General features: G+C 57.4%; 24 protein-coding genes. 8 read left to right on the top strand and 16 right to left on the bottom strand.

Annotation, left to right across the window (positions count from 1 at the left end; translation table 11 throughout):
- The first annotated feature begins 70 nt into the window (after nucleotides 1–70).
- The 3 genes from DA792_RS18920 to recR are packed head-to-tail and all read left to right on the top strand — an operon-like array spanning nucleotide 71 to nucleotide 2863.
- On the top strand, nucleotides 71–1861 hold the full coding sequence (locus DA792_RS18920; protein WP_107722034.1) for a DNA polymerase III subunit gamma/tau: 1791 nt from the start codon (nucleotides 71–73) through the stop codon (nucleotides 1859–1861).
- 53 nt (nucleotides 1862–1914) lie between these two features.
- Entirely contained in the window at nucleotides 1915–2259 is a 345-nt protein-coding gene (locus DA792_RS18915) for a YbaB/EbfC family nucleoid-associated protein (protein WP_107722779.1), read from the top strand.
- Between the two features lie 7 nt (nucleotides 2260–2266).
- Nucleotides 2267–2863 carry a recombination mediator RecR gene (gene recR / locus DA792_RS18910; protein WP_107722031.1) on the top strand — a complete coding sequence of 199 codons (597 nt, stop codon included), beginning with the start codon at nucleotides 2267–2269 and terminating at the stop codon, nucleotides 2861–2863.
- Between the two features lie 76 nt (nucleotides 2864–2939).
- Here the strand turns inward: recR and DA792_RS18905 are convergent, their stop codons facing one another.
- Entirely contained in the window at nucleotides 2940–3689 is a 750-nt protein-coding gene (locus DA792_RS18905; protein WP_107722029.1) for a DUF1013 domain-containing protein, read from the bottom strand.
- Between the two features lie 139 nt (nucleotides 3690–3828).
- Between DA792_RS18905 and DA792_RS18900 the strand changes: the two genes are divergently transcribed.
- Nucleotides 3829–4470, top strand: coding sequence for a ribonuclease T2 family protein (locus DA792_RS18900; RefSeq protein WP_107722027.1), 642 nt, complete (start codon nucleotides 3829–3831; stop codon nucleotides 4468–4470).
- 51 nt (nucleotides 4471–4521) lie between these two features.
- Here the strand turns inward: DA792_RS18900 and DA792_RS18895 are convergent, their stop codons facing one another.
- A complete protein-coding gene (locus DA792_RS18895; protein WP_439099370.1) occupies nucleotides 4522–5520 on the bottom strand; it encodes an NAD(P)H-quinone oxidoreductase in 999 nt (332 codons plus the stop codon).
- Nucleotides 5517–6227 (bottom strand): COQ9 family protein, encoded by a 711-nt coding sequence (locus tag DA792_RS18890; RefSeq protein WP_107722024.1) that lies wholly within the window; start codon nucleotides 6225–6227, stop codon nucleotides 5517–5519. Before DA792_RS18890 ends, DA792_RS18895 begins: the two co-directional genes overlap by 4 nt.
- Before the next feature lie 111 nt (nucleotides 6228–6338).
- Between DA792_RS18890 and rpsU the strand changes: the two genes are divergently transcribed.
- Nucleotides 6339–6548 carry a 30S ribosomal protein S21 gene (gene rpsU / locus DA792_RS18885; protein WP_009572408.1) on the top strand — a complete coding sequence of 70 codons (210 nt, stop codon included), beginning with the start codon at nucleotides 6339–6341 and terminating at the stop codon, nucleotides 6546–6548.
- A 134-nt stretch (nucleotides 6549–6682) separates the two neighbouring features.
- Here the strand turns inward: rpsU and DA792_RS18880 are convergent, their stop codons facing one another.
- The 5 genes from DA792_RS18880 to mscL all read right to left on the bottom strand — a co-directional run bounded on the left by DA792_RS18880 (nucleotide 6683) and on the right by mscL (nucleotide 10931).
- A complete protein-coding gene (locus tag DA792_RS18880; protein ID WP_107722022.1) occupies nucleotides 6683–7042 on the bottom strand; it encodes a DUF779 domain-containing protein in 360 nt (119 codons plus the stop codon).
- 104 nt (nucleotides 7043–7146) lie between these two features.
- The gene (gene adh / locus DA792_RS18875) at nucleotides 7147–8667 is read right to left on the bottom strand and encodes an aldehyde dehydrogenase (protein ID WP_107722020.1); all 1521 of its coding nucleotides are present in this window, start codon (nucleotides 8665–8667) and stop codon (nucleotides 7147–7149) included.
- Between the two features lie 134 nt (nucleotides 8668–8801).
- The gene (locus tag DA792_RS18870) at nucleotides 8802–9761 is read right to left on the bottom strand and encodes a GAF domain-containing protein (RefSeq protein ID WP_107722018.1); all 960 of its coding nucleotides are present in this window, start codon (nucleotides 9759–9761) and stop codon (nucleotides 8802–8804) included.
- A gap of 72 nt (nucleotides 9762–9833) precedes the next feature.
- Nucleotides 9834–10289: an Lrp/AsnC family transcriptional regulator gene (locus DA792_RS18865; RefSeq protein ID WP_040402438.1), complete on the bottom strand. Its 456-nt coding sequence runs from the start codon at nucleotides 10287–10289 to the stop codon at nucleotides 9834–9836.
- Between the two features lie 213 nt (nucleotides 10290–10502).
- Entirely contained in the window at nucleotides 10503–10931 is a 429-nt protein-coding gene (gene mscL, locus DA792_RS18860; protein WP_107722016.1) for a large conductance mechanosensitive channel protein MscL, read from the bottom strand.
- Nucleotides 10932–11099: 168 nt separating this feature from the next.
- On the opposite strand from mscL, the gene DA792_RS18855 reads away from it, so the two are divergent.
- Together DA792_RS18855 and DA792_RS18850 are read left to right on the top strand one after the other, a co-directional pair.
- Nucleotides 11100–11801, top strand: a complete 702-nt coding sequence (locus DA792_RS18855) for a glutathione S-transferase N-terminal domain-containing protein (RefSeq protein WP_107722014.1) — start codon at nucleotides 11100–11102, stop codon at nucleotides 11799–11801.
- 34 nt (nucleotides 11802–11835) lie between these two features.
- Nucleotides 11836–13281 (top strand): ArnT family glycosyltransferase, encoded by a 1446-nt coding sequence (locus DA792_RS18850; RefSeq protein WP_107722012.1) that lies wholly within the window; start codon nucleotides 11836–11838, stop codon nucleotides 13279–13281.
- A 29-nt stretch (nucleotides 13282–13310) separates the two neighbouring features.
- Here the strand turns inward: DA792_RS18850 and pheT are convergent, their stop codons facing one another.
- The 4 genes from pheT to pheS all read right to left on the bottom strand — a co-directional run bounded on the left by pheT (nucleotide 13311) and on the right by pheS (nucleotide 17800).
- The gene (pheT, locus tag DA792_RS18845) at nucleotides 13311–15704 is read right to left on the bottom strand and encodes a phenylalanine--tRNA ligase subunit beta (RefSeq protein WP_107722010.1); all 2394 of its coding nucleotides are present in this window, start codon (nucleotides 15702–15704) and stop codon (nucleotides 13311–13313) included.
- A gap of 51 nt (nucleotides 15705–15755) precedes the next feature.
- Complete coding sequence (locus DA792_RS18840) at nucleotides 15756–16187, bottom strand: ASCH domain-containing protein (RefSeq protein ID WP_107722008.1); 432 nt, start codon at nucleotides 16185–16187, stop codon at nucleotides 15756–15758.
- 109 nt (nucleotides 16188–16296) lie between these two features.
- Nucleotides 16297–16731, bottom strand: a complete 435-nt coding sequence (locus DA792_RS22310; RefSeq protein WP_159075322.1) for a hypothetical protein — start codon at nucleotides 16729–16731, stop codon at nucleotides 16297–16299.
- Complete coding sequence (gene pheS / locus DA792_RS18830; protein WP_107722004.1) at nucleotides 16682–17800, bottom strand: phenylalanine--tRNA ligase subunit alpha; 1119 nt, start codon at nucleotides 17798–17800, stop codon at nucleotides 16682–16684. Before pheS ends, DA792_RS22310 begins: the two co-directional genes overlap by 50 nt.
- Before the next feature lie 165 nt (nucleotides 17801–17965).
- Here pheS and DA792_RS18825 point away from each other — a divergent pair, with 165 nt between their 5' ends.
- Nucleotides 17966–19027, top strand: a complete 1062-nt coding sequence (locus DA792_RS18825; RefSeq protein ID WP_107722002.1) for a calcium-binding protein — start codon at nucleotides 17966–17968, stop codon at nucleotides 19025–19027.
- Between the two features lie 83 nt (nucleotides 19028–19110).
- On the opposite strand, the gene rplT is transcribed toward DA792_RS18825, so the two are convergent.
- The 4 genes from rplT to pyk all read right to left on the bottom strand — a co-directional run bounded on the left by rplT (nucleotide 19111) and on the right by pyk (nucleotide 21526).
- On the bottom strand, nucleotides 19111–19473 hold the full coding sequence (gene rplT, locus DA792_RS18820; RefSeq protein WP_009572395.1) for a 50S ribosomal protein L20: 363 nt from the start codon (nucleotides 19471–19473) through the stop codon (nucleotides 19111–19113).
- Between the two features lie 15 nt (nucleotides 19474–19488).
- The gene (rpmI, locus tag DA792_RS18815; RefSeq protein ID WP_009572394.1) at nucleotides 19489–19689 is read right to left on the bottom strand and encodes a 50S ribosomal protein L35; all 201 of its coding nucleotides are present in this window, start codon (nucleotides 19687–19689) and stop codon (nucleotides 19489–19491) included.
- A gap of 132 nt (nucleotides 19690–19821) precedes the next feature.
- Nucleotides 19822–20043: a hypothetical protein gene (locus tag DA792_RS18810; protein WP_009572393.1), complete on the bottom strand. Its 222-nt coding sequence runs from the start codon at nucleotides 20041–20043 to the stop codon at nucleotides 19822–19824.
- A 34-nt stretch (nucleotides 20044–20077) separates the two neighbouring features.
- Nucleotides 20078–21526, bottom strand: coding sequence for a pyruvate kinase (pyk, locus tag DA792_RS18805; RefSeq protein WP_107722000.1), 1449 nt, complete (start codon nucleotides 21524–21526; stop codon nucleotides 20078–20080).
- Nucleotides 21527–21620 lie beyond the last annotated feature (94 nt).

Below are 21620 nucleotides of genomic sequence, written 5' to 3'. Positions count from 1 at the left end.
ATGAAACAAGGTTGCGGGGTCTGCCCCGCAGCCTTACCTTAGCCGCAACGGATCACTTGGGAGAAAACGCATGTCTGACACCGACGCAGGCTATAAGGTTCTGGCACGCAAATACCGCCCGGAAACCTTCGCCGACCTCGTCGGTCAGGACGCCATGGTGCGCACGCTCAAAAACGCCTTTGCGGCGGATCGCATCGCCCAAGCCTTTATCATGACCGGCATTCGTGGCACCGGCAAAACCACCACCGCACGGATCATCGCCAAAGGCATGAACTGTATCGGGTTGGACGGAAACGGTGGGCCGACGACCGAACCCTGTGGCCAATGCGAACATTGCGTCGCCATCACCGAGGGCCGTCATGTCGATGTGATGGAAATGGACGCCGCCTCGCGCACAGGCGTGGGCGACATCCGCGAAATCATCGACTCAGTGCATTACCGGGCCGCCTCCGCGCGCTATAAAATCTATATCATTGATGAGGTTCACATGCTCTCGACCAGTGCGTTCAACGCGCTGCTCAAGACGCTCGAAGAACCGCCCGCCCACGTCAAATTCATTTTTGCCACCACCGAAATTCGCAAGGTGCCAGTGACGGTGCTGTCGCGCTGTCAGCGCTTTGATTTGCGCCGGATCGAACCCGAAGTGATGATCGCGCTGTTGCGCAAAATTGCTGGCGGCGAAAACGGTCAGATCACCGACGAAGCACTGGCGTTGATCACCCGAGCTGCCGAAGGCTCGGCGCGGGATGCGACCTCGCTTTTGGACCAAGCCCTGTCTCACGGCGCGGGCGAAACCACGGTCGAACAGGTCCGCGCCATGTTGGGCCTGGCCGATCGCGGTCGAGTGTTGGATCTGTTCGACATGATCATGGCTGGCGACGCGGCAGGCGCTTTGGGCGAGATCGGCGGGCAATATGCTGACGGGGCCGACCCTTTGGCGGTGCTGCGCGATCTGGCTGAGATCACCCATTGGATTTCGGTGATCAAGATCACACCAAATGCCGCAGATGATCCCACCATCGGCCCAGACGAACGGATGCGCGGGCTGGCGATGGCGGAGAAATTGCCGATGCGGGTTCTGTCGAGGATGTGGCAGATGTTGTTGAAAGCGCTTGAAGAAGTCTCCGCCGCGCCGAATGCGATGATGGCCTCTGAGATGGCGATCATCCGGCTGACCCATGTCGCTGACCTCCCGATGCCCGAAGATTTGGTGCGTAAACTGAACGAACAAAACCCGCCGCCACGCCCGCCTTCTGGCCCAAGTGGCGGTGGAGCCGCGCCCTCTGGCGGCGGCTCTGTGTCGGCGCAAGGCGGCTCCATCGGCGGCGGTCACGCCACTCACGGGCCGACGATGATGGCCGGGGCAAGCTCTGGCATGTCAGGCGCAGCCACCGCATTGGCGCAGGCCCCGGACACCGCTTTGGCGAAATATCCGCGGTTTGACGATGTGGTCGACTTGATCCGCCTGCACCGCGACGCGAAACTTTTGATCGACGTGGAAAACCATGTGCGTTTGGCGAAATACGCACCCGGTCGGATCGAATTTCAGCCCCATGATGACGCCCCCGCCGATCTGGCCCCGCGCCTGCAAAGCCGCTTGTTTGCCTTTACCGGCCACCGCTGGGTCGTGACCATTGCGGAGGCGTCACACGACGTGCGCACGATCCGCGAAATCAAAGATGCCACACGCATCGCTTTGGAAAATGAGGCCAAAGCCCACCCAATTGTCGCCAAAGTGTTTGAACTTTTCCCCGACGCGAAAATCGCCGAGGTGCGCACGCCCGAAACCAAAGCGCAGGCCGCCCAGCTTGAGGCCCTGCCTGAGGTTGAGGATGAATGGGACCCGTTTGAAAGCGATTGAATATCGCGCCCAACACCCCCAAATCAGACCAAGTCAGAGATCAGGAGAACAACATGCTCAAAGGCCTAGGTGGGCTCGGCGATATGGCCGGGATGATGAAAAAAGCCCAAAAAATGCAAAGCGACATGGCGGAGCTTCAGGAGAAATTGTCGGAGATGACCGTCATGGGCGAGAGCGGTGCGGGGCTTGTGAAAGCCACCGCAACCGCCAAAGGTCAGTTGATCGGGCTCGACATTGATCCGTCGATTTTCCACCCCGATGAGAAGGAAGTGGTCGAGGATTTGATCCTTGCGGCCATCAAAGATGCGCAAGCAAAGGCCTCGCTGCGCGCCGAAACAGAGATGCAGAAACTGACCGAGGGCCTTGGGCTTCCGGCTGATTTTAAACTGCCGTTCTGAGCCCCTTGTGAACGAGGACCGTCAAGATATTGAGGCGCTGATTGACCTCATGGCGCGCTTGCCGGGGCTTGGACCGCGTTCGGCCCGGCGTGCGGTGTTGCACCTGATCAAAAAACGCGGGCGCCTGATGGCCCCACTCGCGACGCAGATGCAATTGGTGGCCGACACGGCGCGCGAATGCGTGAAATGCGGCAATATCGGCACGGGTGACCTTTGTGGCATTTGTGCTTCGGAAAAACGCGCGATCGGCGAGATTTGCGTGGTCGAAGACGTGTCGGACCTATGGGCGATGGAGCGCGCGGGCGGATTTAAAGGCCGCTATCATGTGCTGGGCGGGACATTGTCGGCGCTCGACGCCGTCGGTCCAGAAGACCTGCGCATTCCAGCACTGATCCAACGAGTGATCGACGAACAGGTGCATGAGGTGATCCTCGCGCTCAATGCCACGGTTGATGGCCAAACCACGGTGCATTACATCAGTGATGAGCTGGCGGGACGATGCGCTGTAACGTCTTTGGCGCAGGGTGTGCCGATTGGCGGTGAGTTGGATTATCTTGATGATGGGACGATCAGCGCGGCTCTCAAGGCGCGTAAATCCGTCTGATCTCTGCCTTCAATGCGCGCAAGAAAAAACCCAGACCGATCGGCCTGGGTTTTCTTTTTGACAGGATGTCAGACGCTTATTTGTCGTCGTCTTCGTCATCATCGCCGTGATCGGGCAGGTTAAAGAAGCTGTCCGCATCTGGCACGGCCTCTTCTTTTTCCTCTTCATGGTCGCGACCAAAGGAAAAGGTCTCAAGCCCGGAGATCGAAGATGGCATTTTCGGCTCTGCATCCATGCCCAAGGATTGCTCCGTGGACAGCAGTTTGCGACGCTCGTCATCGGTCATCGCCTCGCCATTTGCGGCGCGTTTCTGGGCGGCTTTTTGCACGGCTGTGTCCAGCTCGGATTGTTTACACAGACCCAAAGCAACCGGGTCGATTGGCTGCATATTGGCGATGTTCCAATGGGTGCGCTCGCGGATAGATTGGATCGTCGGTTTGGTGGTGCCGACCAGTTTGGCGATCTGAATATCGGCCAATTCCGGGTGGAATTTCACCAGCCACAGAATCGAATTCGGACGGTCCTGACGCTTGGACAGCGGCGTGTAGCGCGGGCCACGGCGTTTTTCTTCGCCCTGAGCGGCAGCATTGTATTTCAACGACAGGCGCGCCATCGGATTTTCTTCCGCCGCTTTGATTTCCTCTGCGGTCAACTGATTGTTGGCCACCGGGTCAAAGCCGCGCACGCCGGCCGCCACATCACCATCGGCGATGCCCTGAACTTCAAGCTCATGCAGGCCGCAAAAATCGGCGATTTGTTTAAAGCTCAGCGTGGTGTTATCGACCAGCCAGACAGCGGTGGCTTTCGCCATGATCGGTTTTGCCATAGGACACACTCCATAAATAGGTCTTGCCCGAATACAACTTCTCCGTCGCCTGAAAGGGCTTTCCCGGGGTCGGGACGGTTCACGTTGTCGGGGAACTTGGCCGCTGTATACTGCGGATCGAGAAAAGAGGGAAGAGAAAATGCGTAAACGGATCGTGAGTGCCCTGCTGGGCTTGGTTTTGCTCATCGCACCACCTGCAATGGCCGAGGGCGAGCGGGCCGGAAATTTCGACTATTATGTGTTGTCTCTGTCTTGGTCCCCAACATGGTGTGCGCTTGAGGGCGAGGCGCGCAATTCGCCGCAATGTGATCGCGCACTGGGCTGGGTGATGCACGGGCTTTGGCCGCAGTATGAACGGGGCTATCCGTCCTATTGCAACACCACCGCGCGCGACCCGTCAAAACGCGAAACTGCCGCGATGGAAGACATCATGGGGACAGATGGTGCGGCGTGGTATCAGTGGAAGAAACACGGGCGCTGCGCAGGGCTTTCGGCGTCTGATTATCTGGCCACCGCGCGCGCAGCCTACGCGAAAATCACCCGCCCAGAGGTGTTTCGCAAACTGACCAAAGACGTGAAACTTCCTGCCGCTTTGATCGAAGAGGCATTCATGAAAGAGAACGCGGGATTGGACAAAAACGAGATCACTGTGACGTGCAAAGCCAGCCGTATCCAGGAGGTGCGCATTTGCCTGACCAAAGATTTGGAACCCCGTAAATGCGGCGCGGATGTGATCCTCGATTGCACCTTGGATGATGCGTTATTTGAGGCGATAGAATGAGTATTTGACCTGCAATGAAGGCGCACATCCCTTCATTGCAGGTCAAAATACTCAGAGTTTCAAAACGATCTTGCCAATATGGGCGTTGGTTTCCATCAACGCGTGGGCTTGGCTTGCCTGCGCAAGCGCGAACTCCGAATACATCACAGGACCGACCTGCCCCGCCTCAACCAACGGCCAGACTTTCGCCATCAGAGCCTCAGCGATTTTGGCCTTGGCCGCGTCCGATTGTGGTCGCAGCGTTGATCCGGTCAGCGTCAGCCGCCGCATCATCACCTGAGCAAAATTCAACTCGGCCTTTGAACCTTGCAGGAAGGCGATGTTGACCAAGCGGCCCTCCATCGCGAGCGCACGCACATTGCGCGGGATGTAATCGCCGCCAACCATGTCGAGGATCAAATTGGCCCCACCCTCGGCTTTCATAACCTCGACGAAATCCTCATCGTGGTAGTTGATCGCACGTTCGGCCCCCAATCCCTCACAGGCTTTGCATTTCTCAGCAGAGCCTGCCGTGGCAAAGACTCGCGCCCCGAACGCGCGCGCGAGTTGGATTGCGGTTGTGCCAATCCCGGATGAGCCGCCATGGACCAAAAACCGCTCCCCCGCCTGCAATCCGCCGCGCATGAACACATTGCTCCAGACGGTGAAAAACGTCTCCGGCAAACAGGCGGCTTCTTTCAATGACAGACCCTTGGGCACTGGAAGCACATGGGCGGCAGGGGTAGCCACATAATCGGCATAGCCACCGCCGGGTAAAAGCGCACAGACCAGATCGCCAATCCGCCACTCAGACACCGCCGCGCCCACAGCCACAACCTCGCCCGCGCCCTCGAGACCGGGTAAATCAGACGCACCGGGCGGCGGATTGTAAAGCCCCGCGCGCTGCAAGGCGTCGGGACGGTTGACCCCGGCATAGGCCAGTTTGATCACGATCTCATCGGCTTTGGGCGTGGGCACCGGGCGTTCGCACAGCGTCAGACCTTCGGGGCCACCCGGCGTGGAAATCTCAATCGCGCGCATGGTTGTCGGCAAGGTGTTTGCCATGGTCATTCCGTCGCTCCTTGCGTGCTCTGCTGGGTTCCGGGGACATCTGTCCGACCTGCCCCCGCAGGGGCTTTGATCCTCCCGAACAGCGCATTTGGCACGGCGAACAGCGCCGACAGCGCTTTGTTGTCGCGCACCGTGGCTTTGGCTTTTTCAATCTTCATCACATCCTCAATGCGCCGGTCAAGAAAGGCGCGGGTGTCGGTGAAGCCTTCGCTGTCATCGCCGAGCCAAAACAGCACGGTCGAGGCATACACACCCGACAGCGTCGCGCGTTTGGTGTACCAATTCACATCACTCGACGTGTCCCCCAGCGCAGTCCAAATGGCATCCGCTGTTTCCCAGACCAATTTCGTGCCCTCAGGGGCATGAAGCGGCAAAGAGAAAAGCGACATGCCACGGCGGACCAATTCGCGATCCACCGTTTGCAACCGCAGCCATACGGCATGGGTGACGCGGTCGGTAAAGCGCATGGTTGAGAGATCGGCGTCTGCGAGCGCCTTGACCATCTCTCGGTCGCCGCGTTTGTGATAGGCACTGGCCAGATCGACGGAGCCACGCGGGGCGGCAACACGCGCCAAGCCTTCGGAGACCCCCGAATCAGCAATAGCCGCTTTAAAGGTCTCAGGCCCCCAGCCATCAAACACCACATGAACAAGCGCGGCATCGAGCAGTTTTTCACGAGTCGGATCGGGATAAGCGGTGGTTGTCATCTGATACGTCCTTTTGCGGCTTACGAGCATAGTAGACAAGCTAGGGTGACTTTGCTATATGGCCACTTCCTGCAATTCATGCAAATCTAACTAGGAAGGTGGTGACACCACATGCAGGTTAGCGTTCGTGATAACAACGTCGATCAGGCCCTCCGGGCTCTGAAGAAAAAACTTCAACGTGAAGGCGTTTTTCGTGAAATGAAGCTGAAGCAACATTTCGAAAAGCCGTCCGTGAAGAAAGCGCGCGAGAAGGCCGAGGCCATTCGCCGTGCCCGTAAGCTGGCTCGTAAAAAAGCTCAGCGCGAAGGTATGTCTCTTTAAGCCGTCAGGCCCCGAGAGGCTCGACGTTTCGAGCGGCCCTTGTCCGCAAGGATGATGGGACATAAAAATACGACCCCCGTGGCGCAAGCTCCGGGGGTTTGTTTTTGTGACTTGGCACCCAAGACAGCCGAAGATCAGAGCGACAAAGCCGCCGCTTCGTCGTCAGAGAAAAGCCGCGATCGCGACAGGAAACATTGGCCGCGCCCCGTGTCGAGCGAAAATCCCGCACCATGGCCGGGGCCGGCATCCAAAACCATCTGACTGTAGCGCCAAATCTCAAAGAGTGATCCTGAGATCCAAACCTCAACCCCCTCAATCTCGCCCAGCTTCACATCACGTGCGCCGATCAAATAGTCGCCCTTTTTGTAGCACATCGGTGATGAGCCATCGCAACATCCGCCCGATTGCACAAACATCACTGGACCATGGTCCGTGATAATATCGGCCAGCAACGCCCGTGCGGCAGGGGTCGCGACCACGCGGTCAGGAATCATAGAAGCCTCCACAGCAAGACACCAAAAAGGGGACAGGGCGCAGCCGAAGCCACGCCCTGTAGAGTGAGGGGACACGCAAACCGCGCGTCCCCACGGGGAGGAGCTTAGAAGAACCCGAGTTTGTTCGGGTTGTAAGACACCAGCATGTTTTTGGTTTGCTGGTAATGATCGAGCATCATTTTGTGGTTTTCACGTCCAACGCCGGACTGTTTGTAGCCACCAAATGCAGCGTGAGCCGGGTAAGCGTGGTAGTTGTTCACCCAAACACGACCGGCCTGAATGTGGCGGCCGAAGCGGTAGCAAGTGTTCATGTCACGCGACCAAACGCCAGCCCCGAGGCCATACATCGTGTCGTTGGCGATTTCGAGCGCTTCTTCTTCGGTTTTAAAGGTGGTCACGGAGACAACTGGGCCAAAGATTTCCTCTTGGAACACACGCATTTTGTTGTGGCCTTTGAGGATGGTCGGCTGGATGTAATAGCCGTCTTTGAGATCGCCACCAAAGCGCGCAGCATCGCCACCCACAAGAACTTCGGCGCCTTCTTCGCGACCGATGGTCAGGTAGGACAGGATTTTTTCCTGCTGCTCGGCAGAGGCCTGAGCGCCAACCATGGTGTTGATGTCGCGCGGATCGCCTTGTTTGATGGCTTTCACACGCGCAATGCAACGCTCCATGAACTCTTCGTAGATGTCTTCCTGGATCAAAGCACGCGACGGGCAGGTACACACTTCGCCTTGGTTGAAAGCAAAGAGAACGAAGCCTTCGACAGCTTTGTCGAGGAAAGCGTCATCTTCGCGCATCACGTCGGAGAAGAAGATGTTCGGCGATTTGCCACCCAACTCCAACGTCACCGGGATCAGGTTCTCGGTGGCGTATTGCATGATCATCCGACCAGTTGCGGTCGAGCCGGTGAAGGCGATTTTCGCAATGCGCGGCGAGCGAGCAAGCGGTGCACCGACTTCGGCGCCATAGCCGTTGACGATGTTGAGCGTACCAGCCGGCAGCAGGTCGGCGATGATTTCCATGAACACCATGATCGCAGCCGGAGTCTGTTCTGCCGGTTTCAGCACGATACAGTTACCTGCGGCCAGAGCAGGCGCGATTTTCCAAGCAGCCATCAGGATGGAGAAGTTCCACGGGATGATCTGACCGACAACGCCCAGAGGCTCATGGAAGTGATAGGCGATAGTGTCCGCGTCGATTTCCGACATGGAGCCTTCTTGGCCACGCAGAACACCCGCGAAATAGCGGAAGTGGTCGGCGGAAAGCGGAATATCAGCAGCCATGGTTTCACGGATCGGCTTGCCGTTGTCCCAGGTTTCTGCCGTTGCGATGGTTTCGAGGTGCTCTTCGATCCGGTCTGCAACTTTCAACAGGATGTTGGCACGCTCTGTGGCGCTGGTTGTGCCCCATGCAGCTTTGGCAGCATGAGCGGCATCCAAGGCCAGCTCGACATCGGCCGCGTCAGAACGGGCCACTTCACACACTTTCTGGCCGGTGATCGGCGTGGTGTTGTCGAAATATTTGCCGTGGACAGGCGGGGTAAATTTACCACCGATAAAGTTGTCATAACGGGCTTTGAAAGGCGATGCGTACTGTGCGCTCGCGTCAGCTTGAACGTTCATTGTTTTCCTCCTCAAGGTGTTGACGTCTCCCACGCCAACATATGAAGAGAGTGTGAACGCTAGCTTAAGCTGCGGTCACCCCCTCTTTCAAACGCCGCAGCGCGGCAATGTCTCAGGGGTGAGACAGGTGCGGATCAGTTTTCACCATTCTCCCCAATCCCGAGCCGTTTCATCCGGCGATAGAGCGTCGCACGGCCGATTCCAAGTTCACGCGCCGCCGCAGACACATTGCCACCAGCCCGCGCAATCGCCCGTTTCAACGCCGCCCGCTCGGCCCGCTCCAAGGCGGAAACCGTGCTATCCCGGCCCAGAATATCCGAGGCCGGTGTGGGCACGATATGCGCCCCCTGCCCCAGTCCAAACGCACGGCGCGCCGCACGGGTGGCACCGATGATCAAATCGTCATGATCCACCGCCAAAAGAACCGCCCCATCCGGGCGATCTTCCGGGGCGGTGATGATCCGGGCCTTTGGGAAAGCGGCGCGGAAGGCATCTGTTTCTATTTGCTTCGCTGTTTGGGCCACAACATTGGAAATCAACCGCGCATAGGCTTCGGTTTGATCGGCACGACAGGACGACACATCAAGGGCTGCGATCAATTCGCCATCAGGGCCAAAAATCGGCGCATCCATACAGGACATCAATGTGTTGCGGCTCAGGAAATGTTCGTCGCGGTGGATCGTGATCTGACGCGCCTCGGCGATACAGGTGCCGATGCCATTGGTGCCCTCGGATTCCTCCGACCAATCGGCGCCGGTCCACAGCCCCCAGGATTGAAACGTGTCAGAATCGGCATCTTTGGAGCGTTGATCCAACACCACCCCGTCCCGATCCGTCATCATCACCGAACAACCGGTGTTGCCAACCATTTGAAACAATTGATCGAGTTTCGGCGAAGCGAGATCCATAAAGCCTCCAAGCCGTTCACGACGCTCAGAAATTTCCGCCTCAGAAAACCGCCGCGGTGTCACCGGACGTTCGGGATCAAGCCCGTGCTTTTTCAAAGACCGTCGCCAACTGGCCGTCAAACGTGTGCCAACGGACCCCGATTCGACAGTAGAAATGACGTGTTCTGCGTGGTTTATGCGTGCCATGATGCCGCCTCCTCCCAAATGCGACAGGTCGTAGACTTATCATAGGCAAGGCAATTCGCCAAACCCAGACCTTTAGACAGGTAATGCCGTGGTTTTGAACACGGTGCGCATGGCAAAGGACGATTGCATGGTTTGCACCCCGGGCAAGGCGACAAGGCGACGGTGGATTTGGGCAAAGTGATCGGTGTCGGCGGCGACAACTTTGAGGATATAATCCGCCTTGCCCGCCATCAGGTGACATTCCAACACGTCGGGCACATTGCGCACCGCTTTTTCAAAGGCGTGCAAAATATCATCCGCTTGACTGGTGAGCGTGACCTCGACAAAGACGGTGGAGCGGCGGTCCAAATGGCGCGGGTCCAAAAGCGCGACGTAATCACGGATCAACCCTTCGGCCTCAAGCCGCTGCACCCGGCGATGACAGGCCGAGCTCGACACATTGGCCTCTTGTGCGAGATCGGCGTTCGATATGCGGCCCTTCCGCTGTAAAATTCGCAAAATCCGCCGATCCGTTTCGTCAATTTTGATCATCTTGGCAGCCTCTCCCGGTTTTTCCCGATAATTCGCCCCAATCTCCCACAATATATTTTTTTCAGCAAGCGGCGACGGATCTGCCCGCTTGTTGCGTATGAAAGATGTGTCCCCGAGACGTGATGCCCACAGCATCACGAGAAAAGGCCCGTTGGAACAATCCAACGGGCCTTTTTGATGTGTTTTGATGATTTTCGAGCGCTGGGCTTGTTACTTTTTCAACGCGTCGCGAATTTCGATCAGGATATCGAGTTCGGACGGACCTGCTGGTGCGGCAGGGGTTACCTCTTTCGGAGGCATGGCTGCGGCTTTGAGTTTGTTGACGTAGCGCACCAACATGAACACCACAAATGCGATGATCAGGAAATTGATGACCGCCATGATAAAGGAGCCATAGGCAAACACCGCCGCGCCGGCTTCGCGTGCCGCGTCCAAAGACGCCCCCGCAGGCACATCGCCAGAGAGAACCAAATAGTTGTTGGTGAAATCCAAACCGCCGGTGAACAGACCGATGAGCGGGTTGATCATATCAGCAACCATCGAGCTGACGATCGCAGTAAAGGCGGCACCAACGATGATACCAACCGCCATGTCCATGACATTGCCTTTGGCGATGAAATCTTTAAATTCTTTGAACATTCTCTGTCCCCGTTCTTCCATATCCCGCCGCATCCAAACGACGCAGTGACGCACATTGCGTAACACATTGACGCACATCCTTTAATGGTTTTCTTTCGGCATTCCAGCAATACCTTAGGGGAAATTGAACAAGACCTTCACCGCAATCCTCCCACGCTAGGAGCTCCGATGACCCAGACCGTCAAACACCCGATTTCCGCCCGTTGGCCCGCAACCGAGCCTGAAAAAATTCAGCTCTACTCTTATCCCACGCCAAATGGGGTCAAAGTCTCCATCGCGCTTGAGGAAATGGGGCTGGCCTATGAGCCGCATCTGGTCACCTTGGCCGATGCGGATGTCAAAAGCCCTGATTTTTTGGCACTCAACCCAAACAACAAAATCCCCGCCATCATTGACCCGAACGGCCCGGATGGGGCGCAAATCGAGATGTTTGAATCCGGCGCAATCCTGATTTATCTCGCGGAAAAGTCTGGAAAATTCCTCTCTAAAGACCCAAAGACGCGCTATCAGACGATCCAGTGGCTGATGTTCCAAATGGGCGGTCTTGGCCCGATGTTCGGTCAACTTGGGTTCTTTTACAAATTCGCTGGCGCCAAAATGGAGGACCCAACCGCACGCGATCGTTACATCGGTGAGGCCAAGCGCCTTTTGGCCGTTGTGGACGCGCAGCTTGAGGGACGTGATTGGATTGTGGGGGAATATTCGATTGCCGATATGGCCATTGCTCCTTGGCTCAATGCGCTTGATTTCTATGGCGCAAAGGAGGTGACAGGCTATAACGATTTGAAAAATGTGCCCGCCTATGTCGCCCGCTTTTATGCCCGACCTGCGGTGGCGCGCGCCAAAAACATCCCGGCGCGGCCGGAATAAACGGCGCAGTGTCAGGCGCTGAGACAGAGGGATCATGAAGCAGGACCGGCTATTCATCTGGATCATCGCCGCCTATTTCGCGGCCCACGCTGTGCTTCGAACGGCCCTGGGCGGGTCGTTCGAGGTCGATGAGGCCGAAATGTTCGTCATGGCGCAAGAGGTCCACTTGGGCTATGGGCCACAAGCGCCACTTTATAATTGGGTCCAAGCCGGGGCGTTTGCTCTGTTTGGGGCCAATACATTCGCAGTCGCAGCGACCAAAAACCTCTTGCTCTTTGTCACCTATGCGCTGCTTTTTGACGGCTTGCGGCGGAGTGTTCCGCGTCAAGCGGCGATGCTTGGCACGCTTGCGCTGCTGCTTTTGCCCAATGTGTCGTGGGAAGGACAACGCGCCGGATCACACAGCATCGCCATGCTGGCCACGATGGCCGCAACCTTTTGGGTGATGGCGCGTCAGATAGAAGCGCCGAAGCGGTGGCACCCTATCGCACTTGGTCTGGCCCTTGGGCTGGGCGGGCTCGCCAAGTTTAACTTTTGGCTCTTCCCGCTGACGCTGTTCCTCTCCGCCCTCACCGTGCCAGAGATCAGGGCTCGATTGATGTGGCGCACCCTGTGGCAATCGGGGATTGCCGCCGCCCTGATCCTCATCGCACCGATGGCGTGGATGGTCCTGCACTCGGACCAAACCATGGCCTCGGCCTATAAATTCTACTATCCGCCGAAATACGAAGCCCTGCCCACATGGCTGGCGGGTTTGGCCGAATACGGTGTTCAAACGCTTGCGGCGCTGGCGCTGTTGCTCTTGGTCCTCATCGTGGCGCGCTTGGCACAAGGCCGCGCCGCTTTGCGCTTTGGCGCCGCGATGCCGCTGGCGCTTTGGCTGATGCGCGCCGGGATGATCGGATTGGGATTGGGTGCACTGGCTGTTGTTGGATTTGGCGTGACGGATGTTCAACCGCGTTGGCTGTTGCCGATGTTGGTGCCGCTTTCCAGCGGCCTGATGATCTGGGCTACGCAAAGCCTCGGCCCGCGCACGGGACGCGCACTTTTGGCCGTTTGCGCCGCCTTGGCCGCCTTGATCTTGGTTGCCATGGCCGACACAAGGCTGCGCGGCGCGGGATCAGATTCGATGCGGGTGGATGTCTTGGCGGATGCCATTGCCGCAGACCTGCCCGAGGGTCCGGTCGCAGTGATCAGCGGCAATTATTACTTCGTCGGCAACCTGAAATATCATCGCCCAGACTGGCAAGCCCTCGCCCCGCTGCCCAACCGTTCTCCCGCGCCGGACACGGTTTCGGTGGTGCTGGTTGGGGGCGATATGATCGCGCGGTCTGAGGCGATTTTGGCCGAGCACGGCATCAAACCGGAAACTGTCGCCAAGCTCACGCACCACAGCGCCACCCTGCCCTATCGGTTCGAAGACGTGAAAACAATCGACGTGCCCTACGCGATTGTCGAATTGAAAAACGGCGCCGAATAGACGCCGCTTTCCTCACATTTTAAGACCGATCAGCCGCGCAACGTGCCGCCGGTGGCCTTTTCGACTTTGGCGACAATCTTGGCCGAAATCTCTTCGAGATCTTTGTCTTTCAAGGTCGCATCCGCGGGTTGAAGACGCACAGTGATCGCGAGTGATTTTTTATCTTCGCCCAACGAGCCGCCGATGAATTCGTCAAACACACGGACTTCTTCAATCAGCACCTTGTCGACACCTGCCGCCGCATTGACCAAATCCAACGCGTTGACGGATTTGTCGACGACAAAGGCGAAATCGCGTTCGACCGCTTGCAAATCATTGGTGAAAAACGCCGAGCGCGCCACTTTGGTGCCACGCGGCAAAGGCGTCTCTTCGAGATAAACGGTAAAGGCCATTGCCGTGCCTTTGACGCCCATTTCCTTGAGCACTTTCGGGTGCAATTCACCGAACTGCGCCAAGACCTTTTTCGGACCGAGACAGATTTTGCCCGACCGACCGGGGTGGAACCACGGCGAGGTGTTGCGCAGGATTTGCGCCTTGGCGGGGGCACCGATGGCGGCCAAAACCGCCTCTGCATCGGCTTTTGCGTCATACAGATCCATCACCCGGCGCGCGCCATGGACGTCTTTTGGACCAGAGGCCCCGACCAAAACACCCGCCACTTGCAGGTGTTGCTCACCCGGCTCTCCACCATGAAACGCCGGGCCGCATTCAAACAGCGACAGATCGGCAAACCCGCGCGCCTGATTGCGTGCGGCGGCTTGCAACAGACCGATCAAAAGATCGGGGCGCATATGGCTCATCTCGGACGAAATCGGGTTCTCAAGGCGCACCGCGTCGGTGCCGCCACCAAAGAGTTTGGCGGATTTTTCGTCCACGAAAGAATAGGTGACGCATTCGTTATAGCCCAAGGCCGCCGCTTGATGGCGCGCGGAACTTTCACGCACCTGCATCGGCGTCAGGATTGCTTTGGCCACGCCTGCGGGGCGGGTCATGGCCTTTGGCGCGAGGTGCGTGAGGCTTTCAACGCGGGCGACCTCTTCAACCAAATCGGCCTCGCCCAACACGTCGGGACGCCAGCTTGGCACCTCGGCCATATCGCCGTCCATGACAAAGCCGAGGCTTTCCAAAATGGCGACCTGACGCGCAGGCGCGATGTCCATGCCAACAAGGCTTTGCACCCGGTCGGTATCAAGGCGATAGGCGCGCGACACATCAGGCACGGCCCCCGCCATCACCACCTCAGAGGCCTCACCACCACAAAGCGCAAGGATCATCGCGGTGGCATCATCCAAGGCCTGCATATTATAGGCCGGATCAATGCCGCGCTCGTTGCGATAGCGCGCGTCCGAATTGACTTTCAACGCGCGCCCGGCCTTGGCGATGTCGAGCGTGTTCCACACGGCGGCCTCGACGAACACATCGACGGTATCATCGGAACATCCGGTCTCTTCGCCGCCCATGATGCCGCCGATGCTCTCGACCTTGCCGCCTGAGAAAATACACAGCGCGCCCTCGGGCATTGTGTAGGTCTTCTCATCCAAGGCCAACAATTCCTCGCCGCCTGTCGCGCGATCAATCACCAAACCGCCTTTGACCGTTGCCGCGTCAAACACGTGCAGCGGGCGGTTGCGATCATAGGTGAAGAAGTTGGTGACATCGACCAAAATGGAAATCGGACGCAGGCCGATGGCGGTCAAACGGTCCTGCAACCACATCGGCGAGGGGCCGTTTTTCACGCCGCGGATATAGCGCCCGCCAAAGAGGTAACAGCCATCCTTGGCCGCCTCTGTGATTTCAACCGAGATCGGATTGGCGAATGTGCCCGCGACGGTCTCAACCTTGAGCGGCTTCAACGTGCCAAGACCCCGCGCCGCCAGATCACGGGCAATGCCATGCACACCAAGCGCGTCGGGGCGGTTCGGCGTGATCGCAATCTCGATCACCGGATCGACTTTCGACGGGTCAGTCTGGGCCAGATAATCGGCGAATTCCATGCCGATCTCGCCGCCCTCAAGCTCGATGATCCCATCGTGATCTTCGCCAAGGTTCAGTTCGCGCATCGACGCCATCATACCGTGGCTTTCGACGCCGCGGATTTTGCCGACCGAAATGGTGATATCCAAACCTGGGATATACATGCCGGGCTTGGCCAAAACGGCGGTGATGCCCGCCCGCGCGTTCGGTGCGCCGCACACGATCTGGGTCATGCCCTCGTCGGTTTCAACTTTGCATACACGCAATTTGTCAGCGTCCGGATGTGGCTCGGCCTCTTGGACCTTGACCAATTTAAACCCCTTAAGCGCATCGCGGGGGTTTTCAACGCCTTCGACCTCAAGCCCAAGATCGGTGAGCGCATAGAGAATGTCATCAAGGGAGGCGTCCGTTTCCAGATGCTCTTTGAGCCAAGAGAGAGTGAATTTCATGTCGTGTTCTCCTTTGCCCGCGCGGGCCTAGATCATGCGATGGGAGGGGCGTCAGCGGACGCTCAAATCCTCAACCAGTTCAAATGTTTCAAACACCAATACCGTGTCGCGATCCAACACGCCTTTCGTGCCAAACGCCTTGGCGGTGCGTTTGCGCCATGCTTCTATGTCTTTGTCCTCGCCCTCGGCCATCGCCAGTTGCGGCGTCACATGGCGGAACTTGATCTTGTCGACGCTCACCGTGCGCACGACCATGGCGGGGGTGCCGTCCCAGTTGGCGATGATGTCGCACCGGCCCTTTTGCGGCAGGGCATCTTGATCGTTTTCAAACTCGGACCACGGCAGGCAGGTGGCGGTTTTTTGTTTGGCCGCGACCAACCTGTTGAGATGTTCCACCCGGGCTTTGGTGTCGGCCAATTTAAACGTCCCCGCCCCCGGATAGGTGACTTGGAGGTCTTCCATGTTGTCGTTTGGGTTGGTCATTTTGTAGATTCTTTCGTTTCAGAAAGTCAAATCGGTTGCCGCGGACAGTATGTCGTCGAGGTTGGTCTCAGTTTCCAGATGCTCTTTGGGTCAGGTATGTGTGTGAATTTCATTGTTCTTTCCCAAGTTCACTCACTGCTTGCCCCGAGAGCTCTTTCTGAAACTCAGTGATTGCAAAACTAGTTTGCATTGCGATCTCTCCAAAGCACAGCGTTAACCCTAGGGGAAATAGCAAATTAATGACTATTTCAGAAGAGCGCCATTTCCGCTGCGCCTCCCCTCGCCCAACAATGATAGTAATGCACGAGTTAAACGCTGAAGCGATATTCATCCATAATCCCAGACTTAACATCAGCCATACGAATACAAGCAAACTGCTCTCGGTTACACTTTGAACATATCCAAGCCCACCAAGCAGCAGTGCCCAGCCAACCCATTTAAAAGCGTTTGAAACACCTTCTCTGAACAACTGCGACCAAAACTCATGCCAAAATTCAGGGTCTTGCTTCTGGTGGACCCGAAAAGTCAGAGAAGGTCTTGCCATTACCCGTGAATCCCCCAGCCAAGGTCGGAACCCCCAGCGGGCTGAACCCATAGTGGCGCAACCAGCGCAGGTCACTGTCAAAGAACGCCCGCAGATCGGGGATGCCGTATTTCAGCATCGCCAAGCGGTCGATGCCCATGCCAAAGGCAAAGCCTTGCCACTGTGCGGGGTCGATCCCACCGGATTTCAACACGTTCGGATGCATCATGCCGGAGCCAAGGACTTCGAGCCAATCGTCGCCTTCGCCCACGGTCACAGACCCGTTTTCCCAACGGCATTGCACATCGACTTCGGCGGAGGGTTCCGTGAAAGGGAAATGCGAGGCGCGGAAGCGGGTTTTGACCTTGGTGCCGAAAAACGCGGTGTAGAATTCCTCCAACACCCATTTCAGGTTCGCCATGGAGATGTCCTTGTCGATGGCCATGCCTTCGACTTGGTGGAACATCGGCGTGTGGGTTTGGTCATAATCCGAACGATACACCCGACCCGGCGCGATGATGCGGATCGGCGCGCCCTGGTCGATCATCGAACGGATTTGCACCGGCGAGGTGTGGGTGCGCAAAACGTGGTTCGGGCGGTCATCCCCCTCGGCACGGTGCATGTAAAATGTGTCGTGCTCCTGGCGCGCGGGGTGATGTGGCGCGATGTTGAGCGCGTCGAAATTGTGCCAATCGTCTTCGATCTGCGGGCCTTCTGCGACGGCAAAGCCAAGATCGGCAAAGATGGCGTAGATTTCCTCGGAGACGCGCGAAATCGGGTGAATGGTGCCCTGCGGACGGGCGCGCGACGGCAAAGTCACGTCCAACCACTCCTCGGCCAAACGCGCATCCAAAGCGGCATCTTCCAACGCGACCTTTTTGGCGGCCAGCGCAGAGTTGATCTCGTCTTTCAAAGCGTTGAGTTTCGGTCCCATCTCTTGGCGCTCTTCCGGGGTCATTTTACCCAGTTCACGCATCTTGAGAGCGACTTCGCCTTTTTTGCCGACGGCCTGAAGACGAATGTCCTCAAGCGTCGACTCGTCCCCCGCCGTCAGAATGGCGGTGAGGTATTTGTTTTTCAGATCGTCCATGGTCCGGCCCCGTGCGAAACTTGCTTGTCTGGCACTTACCGCGACAGGGCGCGCGACACAAGCATTGCGCCCAATGCCACCCCTGAGAAAAAGGATGATTTCCACGCAAAGCCAGATAACCTATGGCAGTCAGGTGAATGAGTCATGTGTTAGGGGGTTTCAGACATGCTCGAGTTATTTCTTTTGTCGGCGTTGGGAACGGTCGCGCTTGCTTCCATGACGGGGCTGATTGATTGGTTCGATTCATCCCCGTCTGAAGACATTGAAGAGGCCGATTTAGATCAAGATCTGGCGCTTTTGGATGAGAGCGCAATCAACGATCTGGAAACCGCGTTTTTGGAAGACCCGATTTTGGCGCAGGGTGAGGTCGAGAACGAAGACGATCTCTTACAAATCTACACGGACACCGATTGGTCGAACAACCAAGGCACGCCTGATAACGACTTTATCGCCATTCCAGATGATATCACAGGCGGCAGCGATCCGATTTTTGCGGGCGCGGGCGATGACGTGCTTTTGGGCTCTGATGGCGACAATTGGGACGTCTTCTTTGGCGATGAAGGCGATGACACCATCTTTGGTCGCGGCGGGTACGACCAAATTTTCGGCGAAGAGGGCAATGATATTTTGTCTGGCGGCGATGGGGACGATCTTATCGTCGGCGGCGATGGATCGGACGTGATCTATGGCGGTGCTGGCAATGATAATATCTATGATAGCCGTTATGACCGCAGCTATGCCGATGACAACCGCGCCGATGTGATCGTCGCGGGTGATGGCGATGATGGGATTGTCATCGAAGATGGTGTGAACCTGATCTCTCTTGGGCAGGGAGCAGATCATGTGATGGTCTATACCGAATCTGGTGACAATCCGAATGCGGTGATCACCGACTTTGACCCCGCCGAAGACATGCTTTTGCTGGGGGTCTATGATGCCGATGCGGTCCTGCCTGATGGAGCCAGTTCGGTCGATATGGCCTACACATTGACAGAGATTGACACGGAATTGGGACCTGGCACCTTGGTGCAACCCGCTGCATTGAGCGAAGAAGAGGCCGCGTCTCTTGAGGGGGCCAGTGTCGGTCACGCCGTACTGCTTGGGGTCACACCCGATCAACTGTCCGACGCGAACATTCATGTGGTGCTGCAAAATGCCGAAAGCGACCGCTTTGCGGATGACAGCATCTACAAAATCGCTGAGGCCGAGGGCGCGACCCGTCTTTGACCGCGCGCACGACCCTTGGCCCACCCCCAAAAGAAAAGGCCGCCCCGAAAGGCGGCCTCAAATCGTATCAAAGATGCGAAGGCTTACGCCAAAGCAGCCTTCGCCTGATTGACGATGGCGCCAAATGCATCCGGCTCGTGGATGGCGAGATCGGCGAGGACTTTGCGGTCCACTTCGATGCCAGCCAAGGACAGGCCGTTGATGAATTTGGAATATGTCAGGGATTCGTCGTGGCTACGCACAGCGGCGTTGATCCGCTGAATCCACAAGGCGCGGAAGTTACGCTTACGGACCTTACGGTCGCGTGTGGCGTATTGGTTGGCCTTGTCGACAGCCTGTGTGGCTGTGCGGAAGTTACGCGAACGCGCGCCATAATAGCCTTTTGCGGCTTTGATGACTTTGCGGTGACGGGCGTGGGTGACGGTACCACCTTTGGTGCGGGACATATCTTAGTCTCCCTATTAACGGTTGTACGGCATATAGGATTTCACGATCTTCGCATCAGGTGCGGAGAGCGTGGTTGTCCCACGTGCGTCACGGATAAATTTCGTTGTACGCTTGATCATGCCGTGGCGTTTGCCGGCTTGACCCGCTTTGACCTTGCCAGTGGCGGTCATTTTAAAGCGCTTTTTAGCGCTCGACTTTGTCTTCATCTTTGGCATTTCCATCTCCTTATTCGAGTGATCGGATGGTTATACGCGCGACTCGGCATGCCATTTCGCCGGACGCGCACCATGAGCGCGTGCAACTACAGACCATTTTGGGAGTTTGCAAGCCTTGAGTGTCCTCAGGGCCTAGAAATAATGCCCTATCACCCGCATCACAGCATCCGGGATGTCATTGATGGCATATCCGCCGGGGTGCTTGGTGACGGCGGCGACCAAAAGCCCCCCACCAATCATCACCATAATCGCCGCCCCCCGTGGGGGACGACTGTCGGAAAAGGCACTGACAAAGGCCGGAACGGCAAGCACACAAATCGCGGTGCCCAGAACAAGAAAAAGATCCGTATCCATGATGCCGTTCCTTAAAGACCTTAAGTTGTGGCCATTATTCGGGATCGGTGTTGAAAATCAAGCGTTCCTCGCAAGGCGCGACGCGTAAGATGTTGGTCGAACCCGGTTGATTGAACGGAATGCCCGCAATGACGACGATTTTATCGGCCTCTGTGGCAAAGCCCGATGTCCGCGCCGCGCGCGCCGCATTGACCACGGCCATTTTGAACCGTTCGACTTCGCCGGTCATGACGCAATGCATACCCCAATAGAGGCACAGCTTGCGCGCGGTGCCCCGGCGCGACGTCATGGCAATAATCGGCACATGTGGCCGTTCGCGCGCGGTCAGCGCCGCCGTGGTGCCGGATTCGGAATAACACACGATGGCTTTGATTTCAGTGGTCTCAGCGATTTCACGCGCCGCAGACACAATCGCATCCGCCACGGTTTTCTTTTTGGTGCCAGACCGGGACGCATCCAAAACATCGCGGTAAACCGGATCGTTTTCGACCTCTTTGGCCACATTGCTCATCGTGGTCACGGCTTCGACCGGGTAATTGCCCGCCGCAGATTCCGCCGACAACATGATGGCGTCGGCGCCCTCATAGATGGCGGTCGCCACGTCAGACACTTCGGCGCGGGTGGGCATCGGGCTTTCGATCATGCTCTCAAGCATCTGGGTCGCAACGATCACCGGCTTGGCGGCGGCGCGACATTTGCGCGTCAGGCGTTTTTGGATTGGCGGAACGGCCTGAACTGGCAATTCCACGCCCAAATCACCGCGCGCGACCATAATCCCGTCAGAAACGGCCAGGATGTCATCAAAACTCTCGACCGCAGAAGGCTTTTCGATCTTGGCCAAAACCGACGCGCGGCCTTTGACCAGTTCTTTAGCCTGAAGCACATCTTCGGGACGCTGCACAAACGACAGCGCCACCCAATCGACGCCGAGTTCGCAGACGAATTCGAGATCTTTAAGGTCTTTCGGCGACAGCGCGGCCAGCGGCAGCACCACATCGGGGACGTTCACGCCTTTGCGGTTCGAAATCGTCCCGCCAACCATCACAACGCAATTGGCGTAATCTTCACCGCAGTCTTCGACGGTGAGGCGAATTTTACCGTCATTGACCAACAACGAAGCGCCGGGTTTGAGCGCTGCGAAAATTTCGGGGTGCGGCAGTTGCACGCGCTTGCCATCGCCATCCGCCGCGTCCAGATCGAGGCGGAACTTGTCGCCCTCCTCCAAATCATGCGCGCCGGAGGCAAATTTACCCACCCGCAATTTCGGCCCCTGAAGGTCGGCCAAAATGGCAATCGGGCGGCCAAGATCGGTTTCGATCTTGCGAATGATCGCGTGACGGGCACGGATTTCTTCGTGGTCGCCATGGCTCATATTCAAACGGAACACATCCGCACCGGCCTCTGACAGCGCGCGGATGGTTGTATAGTCATTGGAAGCGGGGCCCAAAGTGGCCACGATTTTCACATTCCGAAGGCGTCTCATTTTGCCTTAAATCCTCTCGGTTTTTGTAGGTTCGCGGCGGGCCACCCCCTCTATGCCGCAAATGGCCTTGCGGCACAACTGGCCCTTTCCCATC

It is taken from the genome of Celeribacter baekdonensis, assembly GCF_003047105.1.
Classification (GTDB): Bacteria; Pseudomonadota; Alphaproteobacteria; order Rhodobacterales; family Rhodobacteraceae; genus Celeribacter; species Celeribacter baekdonensis_B.
Note: the sequence above shows the minus strand (reverse complement) of the source record. Positions and strands in the feature narration are given on the sequence as shown.

Coding starts and splice junctions, on each gene's coding strand:
- DA792_RS18920 (WP_107722034.1), top strand. CDS start 71: ATGTCTGACACCGACGCAGGCTATAAGGTTCTGGCACGCAAATACCGC.
- DA792_RS18915 (WP_107722779.1), top strand. CDS start 1,915: ATGCTCAAAGGCCTAGGTGGGCTCGGCGATATGGCCGGGATGATGAAA.
- DA792_RS18905 (WP_107722029.1), bottom strand. CDS start 3,689: ATGGCAAAACCGATCATGGCGAAAGCCACCGCTGTCTGGCTGGTCGAT.
- DA792_RS18900 (WP_107722027.1), top strand. CDS start 3,829: ATGCGTAAACGGATCGTGAGTGCCCTGCTGGGCTTGGTTTTGCTCATC.
- DA792_RS18895 (WP_439099370.1), bottom strand. CDS start 5,520: ATGACCATGGCAAACACCTTGCCGACAACCATGCGCGCGATTGAGATT.
- DA792_RS18890 (WP_107722024.1), bottom strand. CDS start 6,227: ATGACAACCACCGCTTATCCCGATCCGACTCGTGAAAAACTGCTCGAT.
- rpsU (WP_009572408.1), top strand. CDS start 6,339: ATGCAGGTTAGCGTTCGTGATAACAACGTCGATCAGGCCCTCCGGGCT.
- DA792_RS18880 (WP_107722022.1), bottom strand. CDS start 7,042: ATGATTCCTGACCGCGTGGTCGCGACCCCTGCCGCACGGGCGTTGCTG.
- adh (WP_107722020.1), bottom strand. CDS start 8,667: ATGAACGTTCAAGCTGACGCGAGCGCACAGTACGCATCGCCTTTCAAA.
- DA792_RS18870 (WP_107722018.1), bottom strand. CDS start 9,761: ATGGCACGCATAAACCACGCAGAACACGTCATTTCTACTGTCGAATCG.
- mscL (WP_107722016.1), bottom strand. CDS start 10,931: ATGTTCAAAGAATTTAAAGATTTCATCGCCAAAGGCAATGTCATGGAC.
- DA792_RS18855 (WP_107722014.1), top strand. CDS start 11,100: ATGACCCAGACCGTCAAACACCCGATTTCCGCCCGTTGGCCCGCAACC.
- DA792_RS18850 (WP_107722012.1), top strand. CDS start 11,836: ATGAAGCAGGACCGGCTATTCATCTGGATCATCGCCGCCTATTTCGCG.
- pheT (WP_107722010.1), bottom strand. CDS start 15,704: ATGAAATTCACTCTCTCTTGGCTCAAAGAGCATCTGGAAACGGACGCC.
- DA792_RS18840 (WP_107722008.1), bottom strand. CDS start 16,187: ATGACCAACCCAAACGACAACATGGAAGACCTCCAAGTCACCTATCCG.
- DA792_RS22310 (WP_159075322.1), bottom strand. CDS start 16,731: ATGGCAAGACCTTCTCTGACTTTTCGGGTCCACCAGAAGCAAGACCCT.
- pheS (WP_107722004.1), bottom strand. CDS start 17,800: ATGGACGATCTGAAAAACAAATACCTCACCGCCATTCTGACGGCGGGG.
- DA792_RS18825 (WP_107722002.1), top strand. CDS start 17,966: ATGCTCGAGTTATTTCTTTTGTCGGCGTTGGGAACGGTCGCGCTTGCT.
- rplT (WP_009572395.1), bottom strand. CDS start 19,473: ATGTCCCGCACCAAAGGTGGTACCGTCACCCACGCCCGTCACCGCAAA.
- rpmI (WP_009572394.1), bottom strand. CDS start 19,689: ATGCCAAAGATGAAGACAAAGTCGAGCGCTAAAAAGCGCTTTAAAATG.
- DA792_RS18810 (WP_009572393.1), bottom strand. CDS start 20,043: ATGGATACGGATCTTTTTCTTGTTCTGGGCACCGCGATTTGTGTGCTT.
- pyk (WP_107722000.1), bottom strand. CDS start 21,526: ATGAGACGCCTTCGGAATGTGAAAATCGTGGCCACTTTGGGCCCCGCT.